The organism is Sinomonas cyclohexanicum, assembly GCF_020886775.1.
GTDB lineage: Bacteria > Actinomycetota > Actinomycetes > Actinomycetales > Micrococcaceae > Sinomonas > Sinomonas cyclohexanicum.
The window spans coordinates 1,218,233-1,236,318 of record NZ_AP024525.1; the positions used below are offsets into that span (position 1 = coordinate 1,218,233).

The following is an 18,086-nucleotide window of genomic DNA, read 5'->3' on the forward strand; positions in this document are numbered from 1 at the left end:
GACCGTCAGTTCTTGATGTAGCCGTTCGGGTTCAGCACGTACTTGCTCGCCGCCCCGGAGTCGAACTCGGCGTACCCGCGCGGGGCATCCTCGAGCGGGATCGCCGTGGCGTTGACGTTCTTCGCGATCGAAACGCGGTCGTGGAGGATCGCCATCATGAGGCCGCGGTTGTACTTCATGACCGGGCACTGGCCGGTGGTGAAGGACAGCGACTTGGCCCAGCCCGTGCCGAGGCTCAGCGAGAGCGAGCCCTTCCGGGCGGCCTCGTCGGCGGCGCCGGGATCCCCGGTGACATAGAGCCCCGGGATGCCGAGGGCGCCGCCGGCCGCCGTGATGTCCATGAGCGAGTTCAGCACGGTGGCCGGGGCCTCGGCTGCCCCCGACCCGTGCCCCTTGGCCTCGAACCCCACGGCGTCCACGCCGCAGTCCACAAGCGGCTCGCCGAGGATCTGCTCGATCTGCTCGCCAGGATCGCCCTTGGACAGGTCCACGGTCTCGCAGCCGAAGCTCGCTGCCTGCTTGAGCCGGTCCGGGTTCATGTCGCCCACGATCACGACGGCGGCGCCCAGCAGGAGCGCGCTCGTCGCCGCCGCGAGTCCCACGGGTCCGGCGCCGGCCACGTACACGGTCGAGCCGACGCCGACGCCCGCGGTGACCGCGCCGTGGAACCCAGTCGGGAAGATGTCCGAGAGCATGGTCAGGTCCATGATCTTCTCGAGCGCCTGGTCCTTGTCGGGGAACCTGAGGCAGTTGAAGTCGGCGTAGGGGACGAGCACGTACTCCGCCTGGCCGCCGACCCATCCGCCCATGTCCACGTACCCGTACGCCGACCCGGGCCGGTCCGGGTTGACGTTGAGGCAGATGCCGGTCTTGCGCTCCTTGCAGTTCCGGCAGCGCCCGCACGCGATGTTGAACGGGACGGAGACGAGGTCGCCGACCTTGAGGAACTCCACGTCCGGGCCCGTCTCGACCACCTCGCCGGTGATCTCGTGCCCGAGGACGAGGTCCTTTGGCGCCGTGGTGCGGCCGCGGACCATGTGCTGGTCGGAGCCGCAGATGTTCGTGGCCACCGTCTTGAGGATGACGCCGTGCGGAACCTTGCGCCCCACGTTGGCCGGGTTGACGCCCGGCCCGTCCTTGAGCTCGAACGTCGGGTAGTCCGTGTCGATGACCTCGACCTTGCCCGGACCCTTGTACGCGACTGCCCTGTTGCCTGCCATATCTATCAGGTACCTCTCTGCTCCAGTGAAGCAGGGGCCCTGCGCCCCTGCGGTGCTGATTCAGCGGAACCGTCCACGGCGCCGGCGCCGGCGGCGGCCCGGCGGGGCGCGCACGAGTACCGGCGTCGACTGCTGGCGGTCTGTGCACCGTAAGCACAGGGCCGAGCAGGGGTCAAGGGCGTGGGCGCCCCGGGCGCCTAGCCGCCGATGGGCCAGCCGGTGACCTTCTTGGGACGCGGCGTGGCGTAGGTGCGGACCTTCGAGGTGCTCAGCCCGAGCCGGACCAGGCCCTCCGCGACGGCGACGGCGGCGGCGACCCCGTCCACCACGGGGACCCCGCAGCGCTCTCGGATCTGGGAGTCGAGCCCGCTCATGCCGCCGCAGCCGAGCACGATCACCTCGGCCTTGTCATCGCTGACGGCGCTCTCGGCCTGGGCGACGATCTCCTTGACCGCGCGCTCCGGGTCCTCCTCGAGCTCGAGGACGCCGAGCCCCGAGGCGCGGACCGACGCGCAGCGCGCGTCGAGCCCCGCGAGCTTGAGCCGGTCCTCGATGAGCGGCACCGCCCGGTCCAGCGTGGTGACCACCGAGTACTTGTGCCCGAGGTACATCGCCGTGGACGCGGCGGCCTCGGTGATGTCCACGACCGGGACGTCCAGAAGCTCCTGGAGGCCCTCGCGGCCGTGCTCGCCGTAGCCGGCCTGGATCACGGCGTCGAACTCGCCCTCGTACCGCGTCACGGCGTCCATGACGGCGATCGCCGCGAGGTAGGACTCGAAGTTCCCCTCGCACGAGTCGGCCCCGAACCGCGGCGTGATCCCGACGATTTCGGTCCCCTCCGACGCGGCAGCGCGGGCGGCCTCGACGATCGAGTCGGTCATGGACTGGGTGGTGTTGACGTTGGCAACGAGGATGCGCATGGGGGGTCCTTCTGGTGGGGGGAAGTGGTGGGGCACGACGGCGGCGGGCTGGCCCGCGTGGGCGGGGCCGCCGCCGTCGTGCGCTGGTCCGTGCGGGGGATCAGTGGACGCTGGCGACCGCGATGGCCTCGCCGTCAACGTCCTCGAACGTGCCGCGCCTGCGGTTGAGGAAGAAGAAGTTGGCAGCCGCGATGCCCGCGCCGAAGAACCAGGAGAAGGAGCTGATGGCGCCGAGGGCCGGGACGAACGCGATCGCGAGTGCCACGGCCGCGGCCGGGATGAGGGCCGCGATGGCCTTCGGGTTGACGCCCCTGACGTAGTGGTACGTGCCGTCGCGGGCCTCGGAGTAGAGCTCGGGCACGTTGACCTTGCCGCGGCGGACCAGCCAGTAGTCGGCCATGATCACGCCGAACAGCGGGCCGAGGAGGCCGCCGAGGCCGCCGAGGAAGTACACGATGACCACGGGGTTGTTGTACAGGTTCCAGGGCATGATCACGAGGCCGATCACGGCCGAGACGAGCGCGGCCTTGCGGAAGTTGAGGTGGCGCGGGAACAGGTTCGTCAGGGCGTAGGTCGGTGCCACGAAGTTGGCCATGAGGTTGACCGCGATGGTCAGGACCAGCAGGGCGGCGCACGCGCCGGCGAGGAGGAACGTGTTCGGGATCGAGGCGACAACGTCCGAGGGGCTCTCGATGATGCGGCCGTCGATCTTGAACTGCGCGCCGGCGAGGACCACGGTGATGGCGCCGAACAGGAGCATGTTGATCGGGATGCCCCAGAAATTGCCCTTGACGATCGACTTCTTCGTCTTGGCCGAGCGGGTGAAGTCGCAGAAGTTCAGGACGAATGTGCCGTAGATCGCGACCCAGAGGGCGCCGCCGCCGAGGATGTGCAGCCACATGTCGCCGCCGGCGAGGTCCTTGCCCGTGCTCCACGCGATCGAGAAGCCCGCCTTGGCGAACATCCAGATGGCCAGCGCGAGCATGGTCGCGAGGATGATGGGGCCGGCGAAGGCCTCGTACTTGCGGATCATCTCCATGCCGTAGGAGACGATGACGACCTGGATGATCCAGAGGGCCACGAACGCCATCCAGCCGAGCGCGGACAGGCCGAGGATCGAGCCCTCGTCGAGGGGCTTGAGGCCCGGGGCCACGGCGATGAGGAGCACCCGGAGCACCACGGAGGCGAGGTAGGTCTGGATGCCGAACCAGGCGATGGCGACGCCGCCGCGGATGAGGGCCGCGATCTGCGCGCCGTGGATGCCGAAGGCGATGCGGCTCATCACGGGGAACGGGATGCCCGTCTTCTGGCCCATGAACCCGGAGAGGTTCAGGAGCGCGAAGAGGAGGACCGCGCCGACGCCGAGCGCCGCGAGGACCTGCCAGCCCCCGAGGCCGAGCGCGAAGAGCCCGATGGCGAACGCGTAGTTGCCGAGGCTGTGCACGTCGTTGGCCCACAGGGTGAAGATCGAGTACGCGGTCCACTTGCGGCCCTCGCGCTTCGTCGGGGCGAGGTCGGTGTTGTACAGGCGGGGGCTGAGGCCTGCAGGGAGGCCGTGCGTGGTGTTGCGGGCTTCAGCGTGAGTCACGTTGTGAGCCTCCAGCGTGGGGACGGCGGTGTCCGGGGTGCTGTTCATCATGATGAACTCTCTGGGATCGGGACAGGTAGGGCGCGCAACTTGGATCCGCTGGCCTGTTGTGGATGCTGTGAGGCTCAGCAGTGCGGCCCGGGGTGGGCCGCGTGTGGTGCGAATCTCGGGGTGGTGTGACCCTCGTCTCGCTTTGGTATTCCAAATGTAGCTGTTTGGTATCCCGACTGACAAGAGGTCTGCGGAGAAGAGGCCTGCAACGCAGAACGCCGCACCGGGACACGCCCTCATCCCGTGCGGAATGCGGCATGTCCTGATGCGGCGTTCTCCGGGGAGGCGCGCTGGGCCCGAGGGGGGACGGGCCCAGTGCGCTCCCCGGGGAACCGGCTAGGCGCCGGGAGCCCTCATGATCGCGCGGATCATGCAGGGAGGCCCTGTGATCAGGCGGGGAGGTGGAGGACCTGGCCCGGGAAAATCAGGTTCGGGTTGGAGATCGTGTTCGCGTTCGCGTCGGCGAGTGCCTGCCAGCCACCCTTGACGCCGAGCTTCTGGGCGATCTGGCTCAGCGTGTCGCCGGAGACGATCGTGTAGGTCGAGCCGCTGACCTGAACCGGCGCGGCGTGGCGGGCCGGAGCCTGCTGGACGGGAGCTTGCTGGACGGGGGCCGGGGCCTGCTTCGCGGGGGCCGGGGCGGCCTGCGCCTGGACGGGGGTCGGGTTGGCGCCGGCCTTGCCGTAGAGGCCGAGCTTGGCGGAGCAGGCGGGCCATGCGCCCCAGCCCTGGCCGGCGAGGACGCGCTCGGCGACAGCGATCTGCTGCGCGCGCGTGGCGTTCTGCGGGGCGCCGACACCGCCGTACGCGGCCCAGGTGCTCTGGGTGAACTGGAGGCCGCCGGAGAATCCGTTGCCCGTGTTGATGGCCCAGTTGCCGGAGGACTCGCACTGCGCGAGGGCGTCCCACGTGGCGCCGTCCACGGCGTTCGCGGCGGGGGCGCCGAGGGCGGCGGCGCTGAGCGCGGCGCCACCGGCGGCGACGACGGCGAGAGAACGGCGGGCAGCGGTAAGGGTGATCTTCTTCATAAGAGTCTCAAATGCTCGGGGCTCCACCGGCACTCGCCCCGTCCCCGGGACTTCAGCGTGCGCCGCCGGCCCCTGACGGTTCGAAGGTCAGGTCAATGGTGGCTGCACAGACGGCGGCGAGCGGTGGACGGCAGCACCCGGCATATGCGGCCCACGGCTGCGGGCCGTCGGGCTTTGTTGCGCCTCGCTGGGGGATGGCGGGCGGGCGGTCCGTTACCGAACCGATACCTACCGTAGGGTATGAATCCGCTGTTGCCAAATCGTGACCAAGATCTCGTGTCCTTTGGCCCTATTCGAGGAGCCCGCGCACGTCCTCGGCGGTGAGCGTCGAGGAGAACATCGCGTCGTCGTCCATGACTGAGGAGAACAGGGCGGCCTTCTTCTCCTTGAGCTCCATGACCTTCTCCTCGATCGTGCCCCTCGCCACCAGCCGATACGTCATGACGCGCCTCGTCTGCCCGATCCGGTGGGCCCGGTCCACGGCCTGGGCCTCCGCTGCGGGGTTCCACCACGGATCCAGGATGAAGCAGTAGTCGGCCTCGGTCAGGTTCAGCCCGAACCCGCCCGCCTTGAGGGAGATGAGGAACACCGGAGCCTCGCCCTCCTTGAACCGCGAGACCACCTCACCGCGGCGCCGCGTGGACCCGTCGAGGTACTCGTAGGCGATGCCCGCCGCGTCGAGCCTCGCGGCGGCCTTCTTGAGGAACGAGGTGAACTGGCTGAACACGAGGGCGCGGTGCCCTTCCGCCACGACGTCGTCCAGCTGCTCGAGGAGGGAGTCGAGCTTCGCCGGGGACACGCCGTCGTGCGCGTCGTCGACGAGCGAGGGGTCCAGCGCCATGAGCCGGAGCAGCGTGAGCGAGCGGAAGACGATGAAGCGGTTGCGGTCCAGGTCCTCGACGAGGCCGAGGACCTTCTCGCGTTCCCGCTGGAGGTACTGCTGGTAGAGCTTGCGGTGCTTCGGGTCCAGCTCGACGTCGAGGCGCTGCTCGAGCTTCTCGGGCAGCTCCTTCGCCACGGCCTCCTTGGTGCGGCGCAGCATGAGCGGGCGCACACGACGGCGCAGCCTGGCCAGGCGGTCGGCATCGCCGTTCTTCTCGATCGGCTTGGCGAAGTCCTGCCCGAAGTGGTTCGCCGCCGGAAACAGCCCCGGTGCCACGATCGCGAAAAGCGACCACAGCTCCATGAGGTTGTTCTCGAGGGGCGTGCCCGTGAGCGCGAGCTTGAACGGGGCTTCGAGGTCTCTGGCACACTGGTGCGCCTTCGTGGCGCGATTCTTGAGGAACTGCGCCTCATCGATGATGAGTCCCGCCCAGGGGAGCGCGGCGTACGCCTCGTAGTCGAGGCGGAACAGGGCATAGCTCGTGACGACGATGTCCGCCCCCTTCGCTGACTCCTCGACCGGGGTGCCGGACTTGCCCTGCGTGTCCGTGAGCGCCACCGTGCGCAGGCCCGGGGCGAATCTGGCCGCCTCGGCCTCCCAGTTGGCCACGACCGAGGTCGGCGCGACCACGAGGAACGGGGGCTGCGCCGCCCGCTGCGACGCCGCCGCAGGGCCCGCCTCCCGCGGAGCGGCGTCGAAACCCCGCGCGTGCAGGATGAGTGCGAGGGTCTGCAGTGTCTTGCCGAGTCCCATGTCGTCGGCAAGGACGCCCCCGAGGCCGTGGCGGTAGAGGAACGCGAGCCACTGGAAGCCGTCGTCCTGGTACGGGCGCAGCGTCGCGTTCATCCCGGCCGGTACGGGGACACGGTCGAGGGCATGCGGGTCGAGGAGACCGGAGACGGTCTGCTTCCAGCGGGGCGGCTCCACCGTCTCGCCGGCGAGCTCGGCGATCTCGTCCCACAGGCCCGCCTGATAGACGCTCAGCCGCGGAGGCCTCTTCGTGGACGGGCCTTCCACGCGCCACTCGCGCAGCTCGTGGGACTCGTCGATGAGCCGCTTGAGGCGCTCGATCTCGGGGGTGTCGATCCGGAACCACGTCTTGTCCGGCAGCATGACCTTGGTGCGCCCGCGGGCGAGGGCGGTGAAGATGTCCTGGAAGGGGATGCTCCGGCCCGGGATCGTGACCATGAGGCCGAGGTCGAACCAGTCGTTCTTATCGGACTCCACGGCGCTCAGGACGAGCTTCGGGGTCCCCTCGAGGCGCCGGTAGTCGGGTCGGGTGCCCTCGATGCGGAGCTCCACGCCCTCGAGCTTGGCGAGGGCCGGGAGCGTGTTCTCGGCCGCCTCGGCCGTGTCGAGGTCCTCGAGCCGGGCCGGGCCGATGCGCTGCCCCTTCAGAGGGCTCTCCTCGAGGACGGCGGCGACGTGCTGGAGGGTGGCCTCCTCGGCCGCGCCGTCGCGGCGGATCCCCTCGCCCGGCGTGGGCACGAGCGGCAGCTGCCGCGCGCCGTCGCCCGCCGGGTACTCCCAGTGCCACGCGAGGCGGAGCACATCCTGGGGCTCGAAGGCTGCGGTGAGCACGAGGAGGGGAGGCAGGATCGGCGGGAGGTGCACGGCGTCGTCCGCCGTGAGCGTCACCGACCGCGCGAGGTCCGGGTAGAACTCGGCGAGGAACGCGTCCCGGTCCGCCGCGGGGATCTCGACGCCGTCCGGCGCCGCGAGCAGCGCGCGCTCCCGCTCTCCGAGGCGGGACTCGGAGGGGGCGAGGATGATCAGCTCCTCGCGTTCCCCCGTGCGCACGACGGCGTACGCGCCGTGGTCGCCGATCGTTCCGGCACGCTGGATCGGCACCAGGACGCCGCCGACGGCGAGGGTGGGCGCGAGGAGGAGCGCGCCGTCGTCCTCGCCCGGGAGTGCGTCGAGCCCCACTGTCGCGGTGCCGTCCGCGAGGGTGACGGTCGTGCCCTTCGCCGCCCCGCCGAGCTCGACGCCGAGCGATCGCCCAGCGTCGAGGAGCGTCCAGAGGAGCGGGCTGGCGAACTCGTCGAGGTAGAGCCACGGATCGTTGCCGTTCCAGTAGCCGGAGGCCGTGCCGAGCCGCAGCGCCTGGATCTCCCGAAAGAGCTCGAAGTGCGCGGTCAAGTAGTCGCCTACGTGGTCGGGGCGCCCGAACGTGGTCCACGAGATGTCCCCGCGCAGCCAGCGGCCGGTTGTCGGGTTGAACTCGACGGGGCGCATGCCGAGCCGGAAGTCGGGCCGGGTCTTCGGCAACGACCTCGCGAAGCGGCCGCCCAGTCTCGCGTGCGAATCGCGGAGCTCGAACTGCAGCCCGAGGCGCCGGGCCGCGCCGAGCCTGTCCCGTTCGGCCCCGGGATTGATGATGCGCCGCAGCTCGCCCTTCCATGCCGGCTCGGCCCGCCTGGCCGCGCTCTGCTCGGCGGCGTCGGCGCGGAGCCGCCGGGCGTTCGCCGTCAGGACGACGGCCGCCATGTGCTTGCAGTCCGCCGCCACCGGACACGTGCACCAGCCTCCGGCGTACCGGTAGGTGCCGTGATGGGGCTGGAGGTAGACGCCCACCTCGTAGGGCTCGTCCTCGGTGCCGAAAACCTGGGCGGTGAGCTCGGTGATCTCGGGGTGCCACGCGAGGTGCTCCACCCGGCCCTCGTGGGCGTAGGCGTGGGCGCGGGACATCGCTGCGGCACCGATCCGGGTGACCATCCCCGCCACGTCCACGAGCGGCGCGGCGTCTTCGGCGCCGGCACCGTGTGCGGTCGGGTAGGGGATCGAGGCCATGCGTTCATCGTCCCATGGGTGGCGGACAGTCCTGGATTCGGGGCTGGGCCCGCGCGGGGAGGGGGGCGCCGGCGGACGTGGCCGCTTGACCACAGGTTGTGGACTTTGCCCCACGCCGTGGCGCGGGGCAAAGTCCACAACCTGTGGTGGAATGCCGGCTAGCCACAGCCCGGGCCGGCGGGGTTGGCGATGCAGTCGTCGGCGTAGAGCTTGACCTCGGAGCGCCAGATGCTGAGGGCCTTCGCCGCGCTGGGGACCTGCGCGGTTCCCGCAATCGGCTGGAAGGGCCCGCCGTCCACTGAGAACTCGCCGGTGAAGACCGTGGTGAGGCCGACGCTCACGTCACCGGTCTGGGCGTAAGCGTGGCTGGTCACGGTCTTCTCGCCCCAGCGTGCCTCGGGGATCGGCCCCCCAGGGCCACTCGTGATGAGGGATGCGCCGTCGCCGTACGACCACTGGTACTCGCTGGGCTTGACCCTGATGTCGACCCTCCGGCCCACGATGCTGATGGTGAACGACTGGTCCGCCGGTTCCGCGTAGATGTTCGTCTCCGCACCCTTGAGCGTGTGCCTCCCTGGCTGTGAGCCAAGTTCCGGGGCCTTGATCGGGAGCTCGCGCAGCTGCTTTTCGGTCACCGTGATCACGACGTCGCCGGGCCGCTCGGGCGGTTTCCCGGGATACAGGCACGCCTGCTCGAGCCGTTCCCATGTGGCCCCCGCAGTGCGCGTATCGAGCCGTTCCCAGACGACCATGATCCCGCCCGGTTCTGCGCTGCAGCGCGCATTCAATGCGGCACACGCAGGGGCGCTCAGCGTGTCAGTTCCCTCTGAGCAGGCAGGGGCATAGGAATACGTAAAAACGTTCGCGATGCCCTCTACCTTAGGAAACTCAACGACGATCGTTCCTGACCTCGTCCCGTTAGTTACGACGGCGTCGTCACCGAATGCAGTGCTCGGCGGTGGAGGTGCCATCGGCCCGAATAGGACTATCGCGGCGACGCCGATTGACGTGACAGTCGCGGGCATTAGGCATTGCCTGCCTGCGTGGTCATCCATCCCGATGGGCCGTGGATTGCATAGATGGCGCGGGGATCGGTACTAGACGACGCCTCGTAGGACTTGAGCACCTCTCCAGCCTTCCCGAATCGGGTTGATGCTGATTCGTCCAGAAGGAAATATCCGATCGCCTGACCGAGAGGATCTAGCTTCAGGGTCGATCTGAAGTCTTGGACCCGCCATCGTGGGCCGGATTCCCAACCCTCGCCGGATGACACCTTGACTGCGCGATCCAGATAACCATTGCAGATCTTGCAGTCAGGCTTGGATGCGGCCTTCAGGGGCTCGGTATCGCCCGTTTCGAGCGCATAGGTAATCGTGTCGAACCAGTACTGGGTGAACGCCCTGAACCCAGCCTCGGTGTTCTCCCGTGCAGCCGCGGGCAGTTCGGGCTTCGGGAGGTTGCGGGCGGGCCCGGTGGAGCTGGCCGGCGTCGGGCGCGAATCGACCGTCGGCGTGGGCGTCCCGGAGGCCGAGGCGCTCGCCGCCCCCTGGGCATCAGGCCCGGCGGAGCCCGAGCCGCAGGCGGTGAGGCCAAGGACCGAGGCCAGGGCGAAAACGGACAGGGCAGAGCGAAGTGTGCGACGGCGAATCGCCATTGACATCCCCCGAGGTCGTTGGTGTGCCGCCGGTGCGGGTGCGGGTGCGGGTGCGGTGCGTGGCGACGTGTCTTCGGCAGTCTACAAGGATGTGACTACAGGTGTTGCAGGTTATCCACAGGCTGAGGCTGCCGGCCGGTCCCGAGCCCGTGGAAGTCCCATCCCGCCGAGCGCCAGGCGTCGGCGTCGAGCACGTTGCGGGCATCGACCATGACGGGCCGCCGCACGAGCGAGGCCGCGGTGACGGGGTCCAGTGCCCGGTACTCCGCCCACTCGGTCAGCAGCAAGACGATCTCGGCGCCGTCGAGCGCTGCCCGCACGGATGGCTCGAACTGGAGCTGCGGGAACCGCATCCACGCGTTGTTGATCGCACGCGGGTCGGTCACCACGACGTGCGCGCCGGCCGCGGCGAGCTGCACGGCGACGTCCAGCGCGGGGGAGTCGCGGATGTCGTCGGTGTCCGGCTTGAAGGCCGCGCCGAGTACGGCCACGCGCCGTCCCGCCACGGACCCGCCGCACAGCTCGGCGGCAAGGTCGGCCACGCGCCCGCGCTGCCCCACGTTGATCGAGTCCACGAGCCCCATCCACGCGTCTACCGACTCGACCGCGAGCCCGCGCGCCTGCGCCCGGAACGACCGGATGTCCTTCGGCAGGCACCCGCCGCCGAATCCGAGGCCGGCGGCGAGATAGCGCTGCCCGATCCGCGGATCCAGGCCCATCGCCGCGGACAGCTGCGTGACGTCTGCCCCCGCCGCGTCGCACAGTTCCGCCATCGCGTTGATGTAGGAGAGCTTGGTGGCCAGGTAGGCGTTCGCCGCCGACTTGATCAGCTCCGCCGTCGCGAAGCTGCACACGATCCGCGGCACCCCTGCGTGCAGCAGGGGAGCGTAGACCTCGTCGAGGATCCGCACCGCCCTGCGGCCCGTGCCGGCCCCCGAGCCGTCGTGCGCCTCCTGGACCCCGTACACGAGCCGGTCCGGGATGAGCGAGTCCTTCACCGCCGTGCCCTGCCGCAGGAACTCGGGGTTCCACGCGAGCTCCACGTCCGCACCGCCGAGCCACTCGCGCACCCGCTGTACGGTACCCACCGGGACCGTGGACTTGCCCACGACGGCGGCCCCCGCCTTCGCGAGCCGCCCCACCTCCCGCGCGGCCGACTCAAGATAGGTCAGGTCCGCCACATCGCTCGTCTTGGACTGCGGGGTCCCGACACAGAGGAAATGCACGTCGCAGTCGGCCACGAGGTCCATGTCCGTGGCGAACGCCAGCCGCCCTGAAGAGCGCCCGTCGGCGAGGAGGTCCTCGAGCCCGGGCTCGAAGAACGGCGCGAACCCGCGCGCCAGGTGGCCCACCTTGTCCGCGTCCGTGTCGATGCCCACCACCTCGTGGCCCATCGAGGCGAGCGTGGCGGCGTGGACGGCCCCGAGGTAGCCGCAGCCGATGACGGAGATCTTCATGGTGTTCCCTTCCTTTGGGTCAGCGCGCGTTGGTTTCGACTCCGCTCAACCAGCGCTGGGAGATGACGTCTTCGTAGTGGCCGACGAGCTGCTCGCCGATGGCGCGCCAGGTCCGGCCCTGCACGCTGCGCCACGCGGACTCGGCGAACGCGGCTCTCTTCGCGTCGTCGCCGAGGAGGTCCAGCGCGTAGGAGCGCAGCTGCGCCAGGTCGCCGGGGGTGTACAGCCAGCCGGTCTTAGAGTTCTCGACGAGGTCCAGCGGCCCTCCCCGCCCGGTGGCGATGACGGGCACACCCGAGGCCATCGCCTCCTGGATGGTCTGGCAGAACGTCTCGAACTCGCCCGGGTGCACGAACAGGTCGAAGCTCGCCACGATCCGAGCGAGGTCCTCGCCGCTGCGGAACCCCGCGAAGTGGGCGCCGGGCAGCTGCGCCTCAAGCTGGGCCCGCAGGGGGCCGTCGCCCACGATCACCAGCCGCGTGCCGGGAATGTCGGCGAGGACTCGGAGGTTCTCGACCTGCTTCTCGGCCGCGAGCCGGCCCACGTACCCGATGATCTTCACCGGCTGCCCGCATGCCCCCGTGCCGCCGGTACCGCCTCCGGCGGGAGCCGCTGCGGTCACGGACGCCCGCCACGCGCCGTCGCGCTTCCCCGGATGGAACCGCACGGTGTCGACGCCGCGGCGCCACAGGTCCACGTCGAGGATCCCCCGTCCGCGCAGCTGGTTGAGCGCGAATGTCGAGGGGGCGAGGGTCAGGTCCGCGAGCAGGTGGACGGCCTCGACGCGCTGCCACGCCCAGTTCTCGAGGAACGGCACGCCGTACCGGGCCGCGTAGCCTGGAACCTCGGTCTGGTACACCGCCACCGTGGGGATGCCCAGCTCGTGGGCGGCGCGCACGGCCCGCCAGCCGAGCTCGAACGGCGACGCCAGGTGCACCACGTCCGGCGCGAAGGCGCGCAGGGCCCTCCGGACCCTCGGCACCGCGCCGAACGCGACGCGCACCTTCGGGTAGCCCGCCACCGGCAGCGCGGGCATGCGCAGCACGTGCGCCCCGTTCACCGTCTCGGGCAGCGGGAAGACTCCCGAGGCGCCCTCGCCCGAGGGTGCGATCACGAGGACGTCGTCGCCGCGCTCCTGGAGATGGTCGAGGATCCGGAGTATGGAGTGCGTCACCCCGTTCATCTGGGGCAGGAACGACTCGGCAACGATAGCGATCCTCACGCTTCAACCGTCCGGCGGCCACCTGACCGGATGGCAGAGTGCGCGTGACGTGCCGCGGAAGGCTGGGTTAACTGCCGGGGCCGCCCGAGGGGCGCGGCTCGTGCGAGCGTGGGACGGCGAGCCCGGCGAGGGCCACGACCGCGGCGAGTGCCGCCAGCCCCCAGCCCAGCCCCGCCCCCACGGCGACGGCTCCGACGAGGAGCGGCCCGCCGGCGTCGCCCGCCTCGCGGCCGAGCTCGGCGCTGCCCATCGTGCGGCCCATCCGCTCCGCGGGTGTCGCGTCGGCCAGGTGCGCGAAGGCCAGCGGCGTGACCGTCCCGATGCCCGCCCCGATGAGGAGCGCTGCGAGGTAGACCACGACGGCGCCGAGCGGCTCGGGCGCGGACGGCACCGCTGCCGCGGCGGCGGCCCCGAGGACGACGGCGCCGAGCCCGGCCAGGATTCCCGGCCGGTCGGCGAGGCGCCCGTCGTCCCGCAGGCGGCCGATGCGCGGCTGGAGGAGCGATGAGGCGAGGGCGAGGACGGTCACGGCGGCCACGGCCGCGGCGGTGGGCAGCCCGATGTGCGCCGCGAGGGCCGGGATGAACCCGACAGCGGCGCCGAGGGACCCCGTCGAGGCGGCGAGCACGATCGTGGGGCCGAGGAAGGAGCGCCCGCCCAGCTGGCGGGCCAGGTCCGCGAGCGTGTACCGGGGCCGGGGGAGCGGGTCGAGCCGGGGCATGGCGAGGGCGGCCCAGACGGCCACGCCCACGCCGAGCGCCGCGAGCACCCCGAACAGCACGGGGAACCCGCCGACGAACAGGGCGGCCGCGCCGAGGAGCGGCCCGATCGCGTACCCGAGGCCCTTCCACGAGCCGTACCTGCCGAAGTACCGGCCGGTGAGCGGGCCCGCGAGCCGTGCGACGCTCGCGGAGGAGGCGGGGGAGAATGCCGACGCCGCCGCACCCTGCCCCAGCCGGGCGACCGCGAGGGCCCACGGGGCCTGGACGCCCGCGCCCACGAGGGAGGCGAGCGCGAACGCGAGCAGCCCGCCGACCACCACGGGCTTGGGCCCGATGCGGTCGGAGAGCGAGCCGAAGAGCGGCTTGAGGACCACCTCCGCGAGGTCGTACAGCGCGAGCAGCACGCCGAGGGAGAGCAGGTTCAGGCCCACCCGGCCGATCTCCGCCCCGAGCCCGGCGGCGACGCTGTGCGCGCCGAACGCGGTCGTGAAGCCCGCGGCGTAGAGGGGGACGACGGCGCGCGCGGGCGGCCGCTCGGAGGGCCGTGTGGGGTGGGGGTCCGGCACGGGGTCGAGTGTATCGGGGCCGCACACGCCCGCGGCGCGGATACGCCCGGTCCGCGCCGCCCCAATTCTACGTTCGGTAGTGGCAGGCGGAGTGTGCGAAAGATCACATGCCGCCTCGTGGGCTGTGCTGGAATGTGCCAAGGCAGCCACCGGTTGGGCCCTGTATGACCATTGAGGACACCACCGCAGCCCCCTCCGCGGCCGCGCCCATCTCGGCCCTGTTCACCTCGTTCGACCTCGGGACCCTGCACGTGCCCAACCGGTTCGTTATGGCGCCGATGACCCGGGAGTTTTCGCCGGAGGGCACGGTGACAGACGACGTCGTGGGGTACTACGCGCGCCGCGCCGCGGCCGGCGTCGGGCTCCTCATCACGGAGGGCGTGTACGTGTCCGAGGACTCGGGCCCGAGCACCCGGGTGCCGCGCCTCTTCGGCGACGCGCAGCTGGCCGCGTGGACGCGCCTTGTGGCGGAGGTCCACGCCGCCGGCGGCCGGATCGTCCCGCAGCTGTGGCACCTCGGCGCGGCCCGCGGCGACCACGCCGAGTTCAATCCGGAGCTGCCGAGCCTGAGCCCGTCCGGGATCGCCCCCAACGGCAGCGCCCGCGGCCGCGCCGCGACCATCGAGGAGCTCGCGCGCATCCGGGACGACTTCGCCCGCGCCGCTGCTGCGGCGAAGGACGCCGGGTTCGACGGCGTCGAGCTGCACGGCGCCCACGGCTACCTGCTCGACCAGTTCCTCTGGGCCGGCACCAACAAGCGCGAGGACCAGTACGGCGGCTCCCTCGAGGCGCGCCTGCGCTTCCCCTCCGAGGTCGCGGCGGCAGTCCGCGCCGCCGTCGGGCCCGACTTCCCCGTGATCTTCCGCTTCTCCCAGTGGAAGTCCGGCGACTACGGCGCCCGCATCGCCGAGACGCCCGACGAGCTGGGCACGATCCTGCGGACCCTCGCCGAGGCTGGGGTCTCCGCGTTCCACCCCTCGACCCGGCGCCACTGGGAGCCCGCGTTCCCCGACCTTCCCGACTCCGAGCACGCGCGGCTCGGCCTGGCCGGCTGGACCAAGCGGCTCTCCGGCCTGCCGGTCATCACGGTGGGCTCCGTGGGCCTCGACAACGAGTTCGAGGTGACGTGGCAGGACGGCGGCCGCTCCGAGGTGCGCGGCCTGGACGCGCTCCTGGAGCAGTTCGGGCGCGGCGAGTTCGACCTCGTCGCCGTGGGCCGCGTGCTCCTCTCGGACCCGGCCTGGGTGGCGAAGGTCCGCGACGGCCGCACCGGCGAGATCCGACCGTTCAGCGCGGAGGACCGGCTGAGCCTCTCCTGACCCCCGCTCCCCCCGCCCCCGGTGTGCCTGACGCGCCAGCCCGCGCAACCGTGGCACAGTGGAGGGCGATGAAACTCCGCGCCGACCAGTCTGGGCTCCGCGGGCTCCCCATGCCGCTCTGGCTCCAGGGAGTCGTGGAGGCGATCCAGGCGATCCTGATCTCCGCCGTCCTCACGCTCGTGACGGTGTTCGGGGTGTGGGCGACCGGTGGCCTCGGGACGTGGCCCGTGGAGGAGGTGGCCCGGCTCGCGGGCAAGGTGTGGCTCCTCGCGCACGGAGTACCGCTCCAGCTCAGCCTCGCCTCAGTCACGGCGGAGGGCGCCGCCCAGTCCGTGGCGGGCACACTTTCCTTCGTCCCGCTCGGGCTCACACTCATCCCGGTGCTCCTCGCCTGGCGCGCCGGGCGGCGTCTGGCCCGAGCGTCCTACGCCGACACCCTGTGGCAGGGCCTTGCCGGCGCGGCCGGGGCCTACGCGGCGTTCTCGTTCGCGACCGCGTTCGTGTGCCGCACGCCGGAGATCGGCGTGGGCATGGTGGGCGCGACCCTCATCCCGCTCCTGCCCGTGGGCATCGGGCTCGTGGCTGGCGCGCGGCGCGAGGCCGGCTCGTGGGCCAGACTCATCGGCGTGGACGCCGTCGACTGGATCGCACGGACCGGCCAATACTCGCGGTGGGCCGGCAGCTACGCGTGGGCCGTGCTCCGCGCCGGATTCGTCGCGGTCGTGGGTGCGCTCGGCCTGTCTGCGGCGCTGCTCGCCGTCGACCTGTTCGGACACTGGGCCGAGGCCGTCACGGTCTACGAGGGGGTGGGTGCGGATGCCGTCGGTGGGGCCGCCATGACCCTCGGGCAGCTCGGCTACCTCCCGCACCTCGTGGTGTGGACCCTGGGGTGGGCCTCCGGGGCGGGTGTGACGCTCGGGACGGGCTCGACCGCCGGGGCGCTCGCCACGGCCGTGGGCCCCCTGCCCCCCGTGCCGGTCCTCGCCGCCATCCCCACCGGTCCACTGGTGTTCGGACCCGCGGCCCTGGTGGTCCCCGTGCTGGCCGGGCTGCTGGCCGGGTGGTGGTTTGTGCGCGAGGGCGAGGACCACTTCGACGAATGGCTCTCGATCAAGGTCCGGGCGAGATGGTTCTCCGCGCCCGTCTCGGCGATCGTCCTCGGCGCGCTCGTCGGGATGGTCGCAGGCGCGCTCGCGGGGGTGCTCGCGTGGCTCACGAGCGGGTCCGTAGGTGTGGGGCGCTTCACCGAGCTCGGCGTGAACCCGCTGTGGATGGCCGCGTGGGTCGGCGCCGAGGCCGCCGTCGGCGCGTGCCTCGGGTACGCCGTCGGCCCGTGGCTCGAGCGCTCCCGCAGCACCGAGGCGGCCCAGCGAGATCGGGTCGCGTGACGCCGAGATCGGGTCGTGTGGCGCCCGGCCAGCGGTTCCTCGGCAAGCACGCCGCACAGCCTGCGGCCCGCCGGTAAGGTGGACGCCATGCGCATCGTGGTCCTCGTCTCCGGCACCGGCTCCAACCTCCAAGCGGTCATCGACGCCGTCAAGGGTGGCGAGCTCGACGTGGAGATCGCCGCCGTCGGCGCCGACCGCGAGGGCACCTACGGCGTCGAGCGCTCCGACGAGGCCGGCATCGAGACCTTCGTCGTCAACTTCAACTCCTTCCCCACGCGCGCCGAGTGGGACGCCGCGCTCGCGGACAAGGTCGCCTCATACACCCCGGATGTCGTCGTCTCGAGTGGCTTCATGCGGATCGTGAGCGCGGACTTCATCAGCCGGTTCGGCGGCCGCTACCTCAACACGCACCCCGCGCTCCTGCCCGCCTTCCCGGGCGCGCACGGGGTCCGGGATGCGATCGACTACGGCGTCAAGGTCACCGGCTGCACGGTCCACTGGGCGGACGCCGGCGTGGACACGGGTCCCATCGTCGCCCAGGAGGCCGTCGCGGTCGCGGACGGCGAGGACGAGGACGCCCTGCACGAGCGCATCAAGGTGGTGGAGCGCCGCCTCCTCATCGACGTGCTGCGGCGGCTCGCGGCCGGGGAGCTGAAGGCGCCCGCGGTCGCGGACTCAGCTCTCTGAACCACAACGCACGACGGCGTCTGCCGGACGGTCAGAAGGTGTCGCCGGTCTGCGGACCGGAGTCCACATGGCCGCGCCACGCTCCCGTGGCGCCGTTCGACTCGACGAACTCCTTGAACTTCTTCAGGTCCTTCTTCACCTGGGCGTTGTCGGCGCCGAAGGCGGCACCCACCTTCTCCATGGCTGAGTCAGGCGCCCATTGGAACTCGACCTTCACCCGGGTCTCCCGGTCGCTGAGCGGCTCGAAGGACACCACGCCGGCGTGATCGACGCCGTCGACGCTCTTCCACGCGACGCGCTTGTCGGGGTGCTGCTCGGTGATGACCGTGTCGAACTCCCGTTGGTGGCCGGCCACCTTGGTGGTCCAGCGGAGATGCGTGTCGTCCTGCTGGACAACGGATTCGACTCCGCCCATGAATTCGGGGAACGACTCGAACTGGGTCCACTGGTTGTAGGCCGTGGACACTGGCACCATGACGTCGATGGCTTCCTGCACGGTGGACATGCGATGCTCCTCGTCGGTAGGGGTTGGATGGACTTCAGGGGGCTACCCCGGCCCGCATGCATCCAAACACCCGACTCGCGAGC

Annotated in this window: 14 protein-coding genes; 3 read left to right on the plus strand and 11 right to left on the minus strand. The window is 71.2% G+C overall.

Going from position 1 to position 18,086, the window contains the following annotated elements:
* Window positions 1-5 precede the first annotated feature (5 nt).
* The 10 genes from fdhA to SCMU_RS05760 form a co-directional block, all read right to left on the minus strand.
* On the minus strand, window positions 6-1,220 hold the full coding sequence (gene fdhA, locus SCMU_RS05715) for a formaldehyde dehydrogenase, glutathione-independent (RefSeq protein ID WP_229232066.1): 1,215 nt from the start codon (window positions 1,218-1,220) through the stop codon (window positions 6-8).
* Window positions 1,221-1,417: 197 nt separating this feature from the next.
* On the minus strand, window positions 1,418-2,140 hold the full coding sequence (locus tag SCMU_RS05720) for an aspartate/glutamate racemase family protein (protein WP_229232067.1): 723 nt from the start codon (window positions 2,138-2,140) through the stop codon (window positions 1,418-1,420).
* Between the two features lie 100 nt (window positions 2,141-2,240).
* Window positions 2,241-3,776 carry an NCS1 family nucleobase:cation symporter-1 gene (locus SCMU_RS05725; RefSeq protein ID WP_371829656.1) on the minus strand — a complete coding sequence of 512 codons (1,536 nt, stop codon included), beginning with the start codon at window positions 3,774-3,776 and terminating at the stop codon, window positions 2,241-2,243.
* Between the two features lie 392 nt (window positions 3,777-4,168).
* Window positions 4,169-4,807 carry a LysM peptidoglycan-binding domain-containing protein gene (locus tag SCMU_RS05730; RefSeq protein ID WP_229232069.1) on the minus strand — a complete coding sequence of 213 codons (639 nt, stop codon included), beginning with the start codon at window positions 4,805-4,807 and terminating at the stop codon, window positions 4,169-4,171.
* 289 nt (window positions 4,808-5,096) lie between these two features.
* On the minus strand, window positions 5,097-8,483 hold the full coding sequence (locus tag SCMU_RS05735) for a DEAD/DEAH box helicase (protein WP_229232070.1): 3,387 nt from the start codon (window positions 8,481-8,483) through the stop codon (window positions 5,097-5,099).
* A gap of 158 nt (window positions 8,484-8,641) precedes the next feature.
* A complete protein-coding gene (locus SCMU_RS05740) occupies window positions 8,642-9,235 on the minus strand; it encodes a hypothetical protein (protein ID WP_229232071.1) in 594 nt (197 codons plus the stop codon).
* A gap of 272 nt (window positions 9,236-9,507) precedes the next feature.
* A complete protein-coding gene (locus SCMU_RS05745) occupies window positions 9,508-10,137 on the minus strand; it encodes a DUF6318 family protein (RefSeq protein WP_229232072.1) in 630 nt (209 codons plus the stop codon).
* Between the two features lie 95 nt (window positions 10,138-10,232).
* Window positions 10,233-11,594, minus strand: coding sequence for a UDP-glucose dehydrogenase family protein (locus SCMU_RS05750; RefSeq protein WP_229232073.1), 1,362 nt, complete (start codon window positions 11,592-11,594; stop codon window positions 10,233-10,235).
* A 19-nt stretch (window positions 11,595-11,613) separates the two neighbouring features.
* The gene (locus SCMU_RS05755) at window positions 11,614-12,816 is read right to left on the minus strand and encodes a glycosyltransferase family 4 protein (protein WP_229232074.1); all 1,203 of its coding nucleotides are present in this window, start codon (window positions 12,814-12,816) and stop codon (window positions 11,614-11,616) included.
* Between the two features lie 67 nt (window positions 12,817-12,883).
* Window positions 12,884-14,104, minus strand: coding sequence for an MFS transporter (locus SCMU_RS05760; protein WP_229232075.1), 1,221 nt, complete (start codon window positions 14,102-14,104; stop codon window positions 12,884-12,886).
* A 164-nt stretch (window positions 14,105-14,268) separates the two neighbouring features.
* On the opposite strand from SCMU_RS05760, the gene SCMU_RS05765 reads away from it, so the two are divergent.
* The 3 genes from SCMU_RS05765 to purN all read left to right on the plus strand — a co-directional run bounded on the left by SCMU_RS05765 (window position 14,269) and on the right by purN (window position 17,498).
* Window positions 14,269-15,423, plus strand: a complete 1,155-nt coding sequence (locus SCMU_RS05765; protein WP_229232076.1) for an oxidoreductase — start codon at window positions 14,269-14,271, stop codon at window positions 15,421-15,423.
* Between the two features lie 68 nt (window positions 15,424-15,491).
* On the plus strand, window positions 15,492-16,811 hold the full coding sequence (locus SCMU_RS05770) for a cell division protein PerM (protein WP_229232077.1): 1,320 nt from the start codon (window positions 15,492-15,494) through the stop codon (window positions 16,809-16,811).
* A gap of 87 nt (window positions 16,812-16,898) precedes the next feature.
* Entirely contained in the window at window positions 16,899-17,498 is a 600-nt protein-coding gene (gene purN / locus SCMU_RS05775; RefSeq protein WP_229232078.1) for a phosphoribosylglycinamide formyltransferase, read from the plus strand.
* Between the two features lie 31 nt (window positions 17,499-17,529).
* On the opposite strand, the gene SCMU_RS05780 is transcribed toward purN, so the two are convergent.
* Complete coding sequence (locus SCMU_RS05780) at window positions 17,530-18,003, minus strand: SRPBCC family protein (RefSeq protein WP_229232079.1); 474 nt, start codon at window positions 18,001-18,003, stop codon at window positions 17,530-17,532.
* Window positions 18,004-18,086 lie beyond the last annotated feature (83 nt).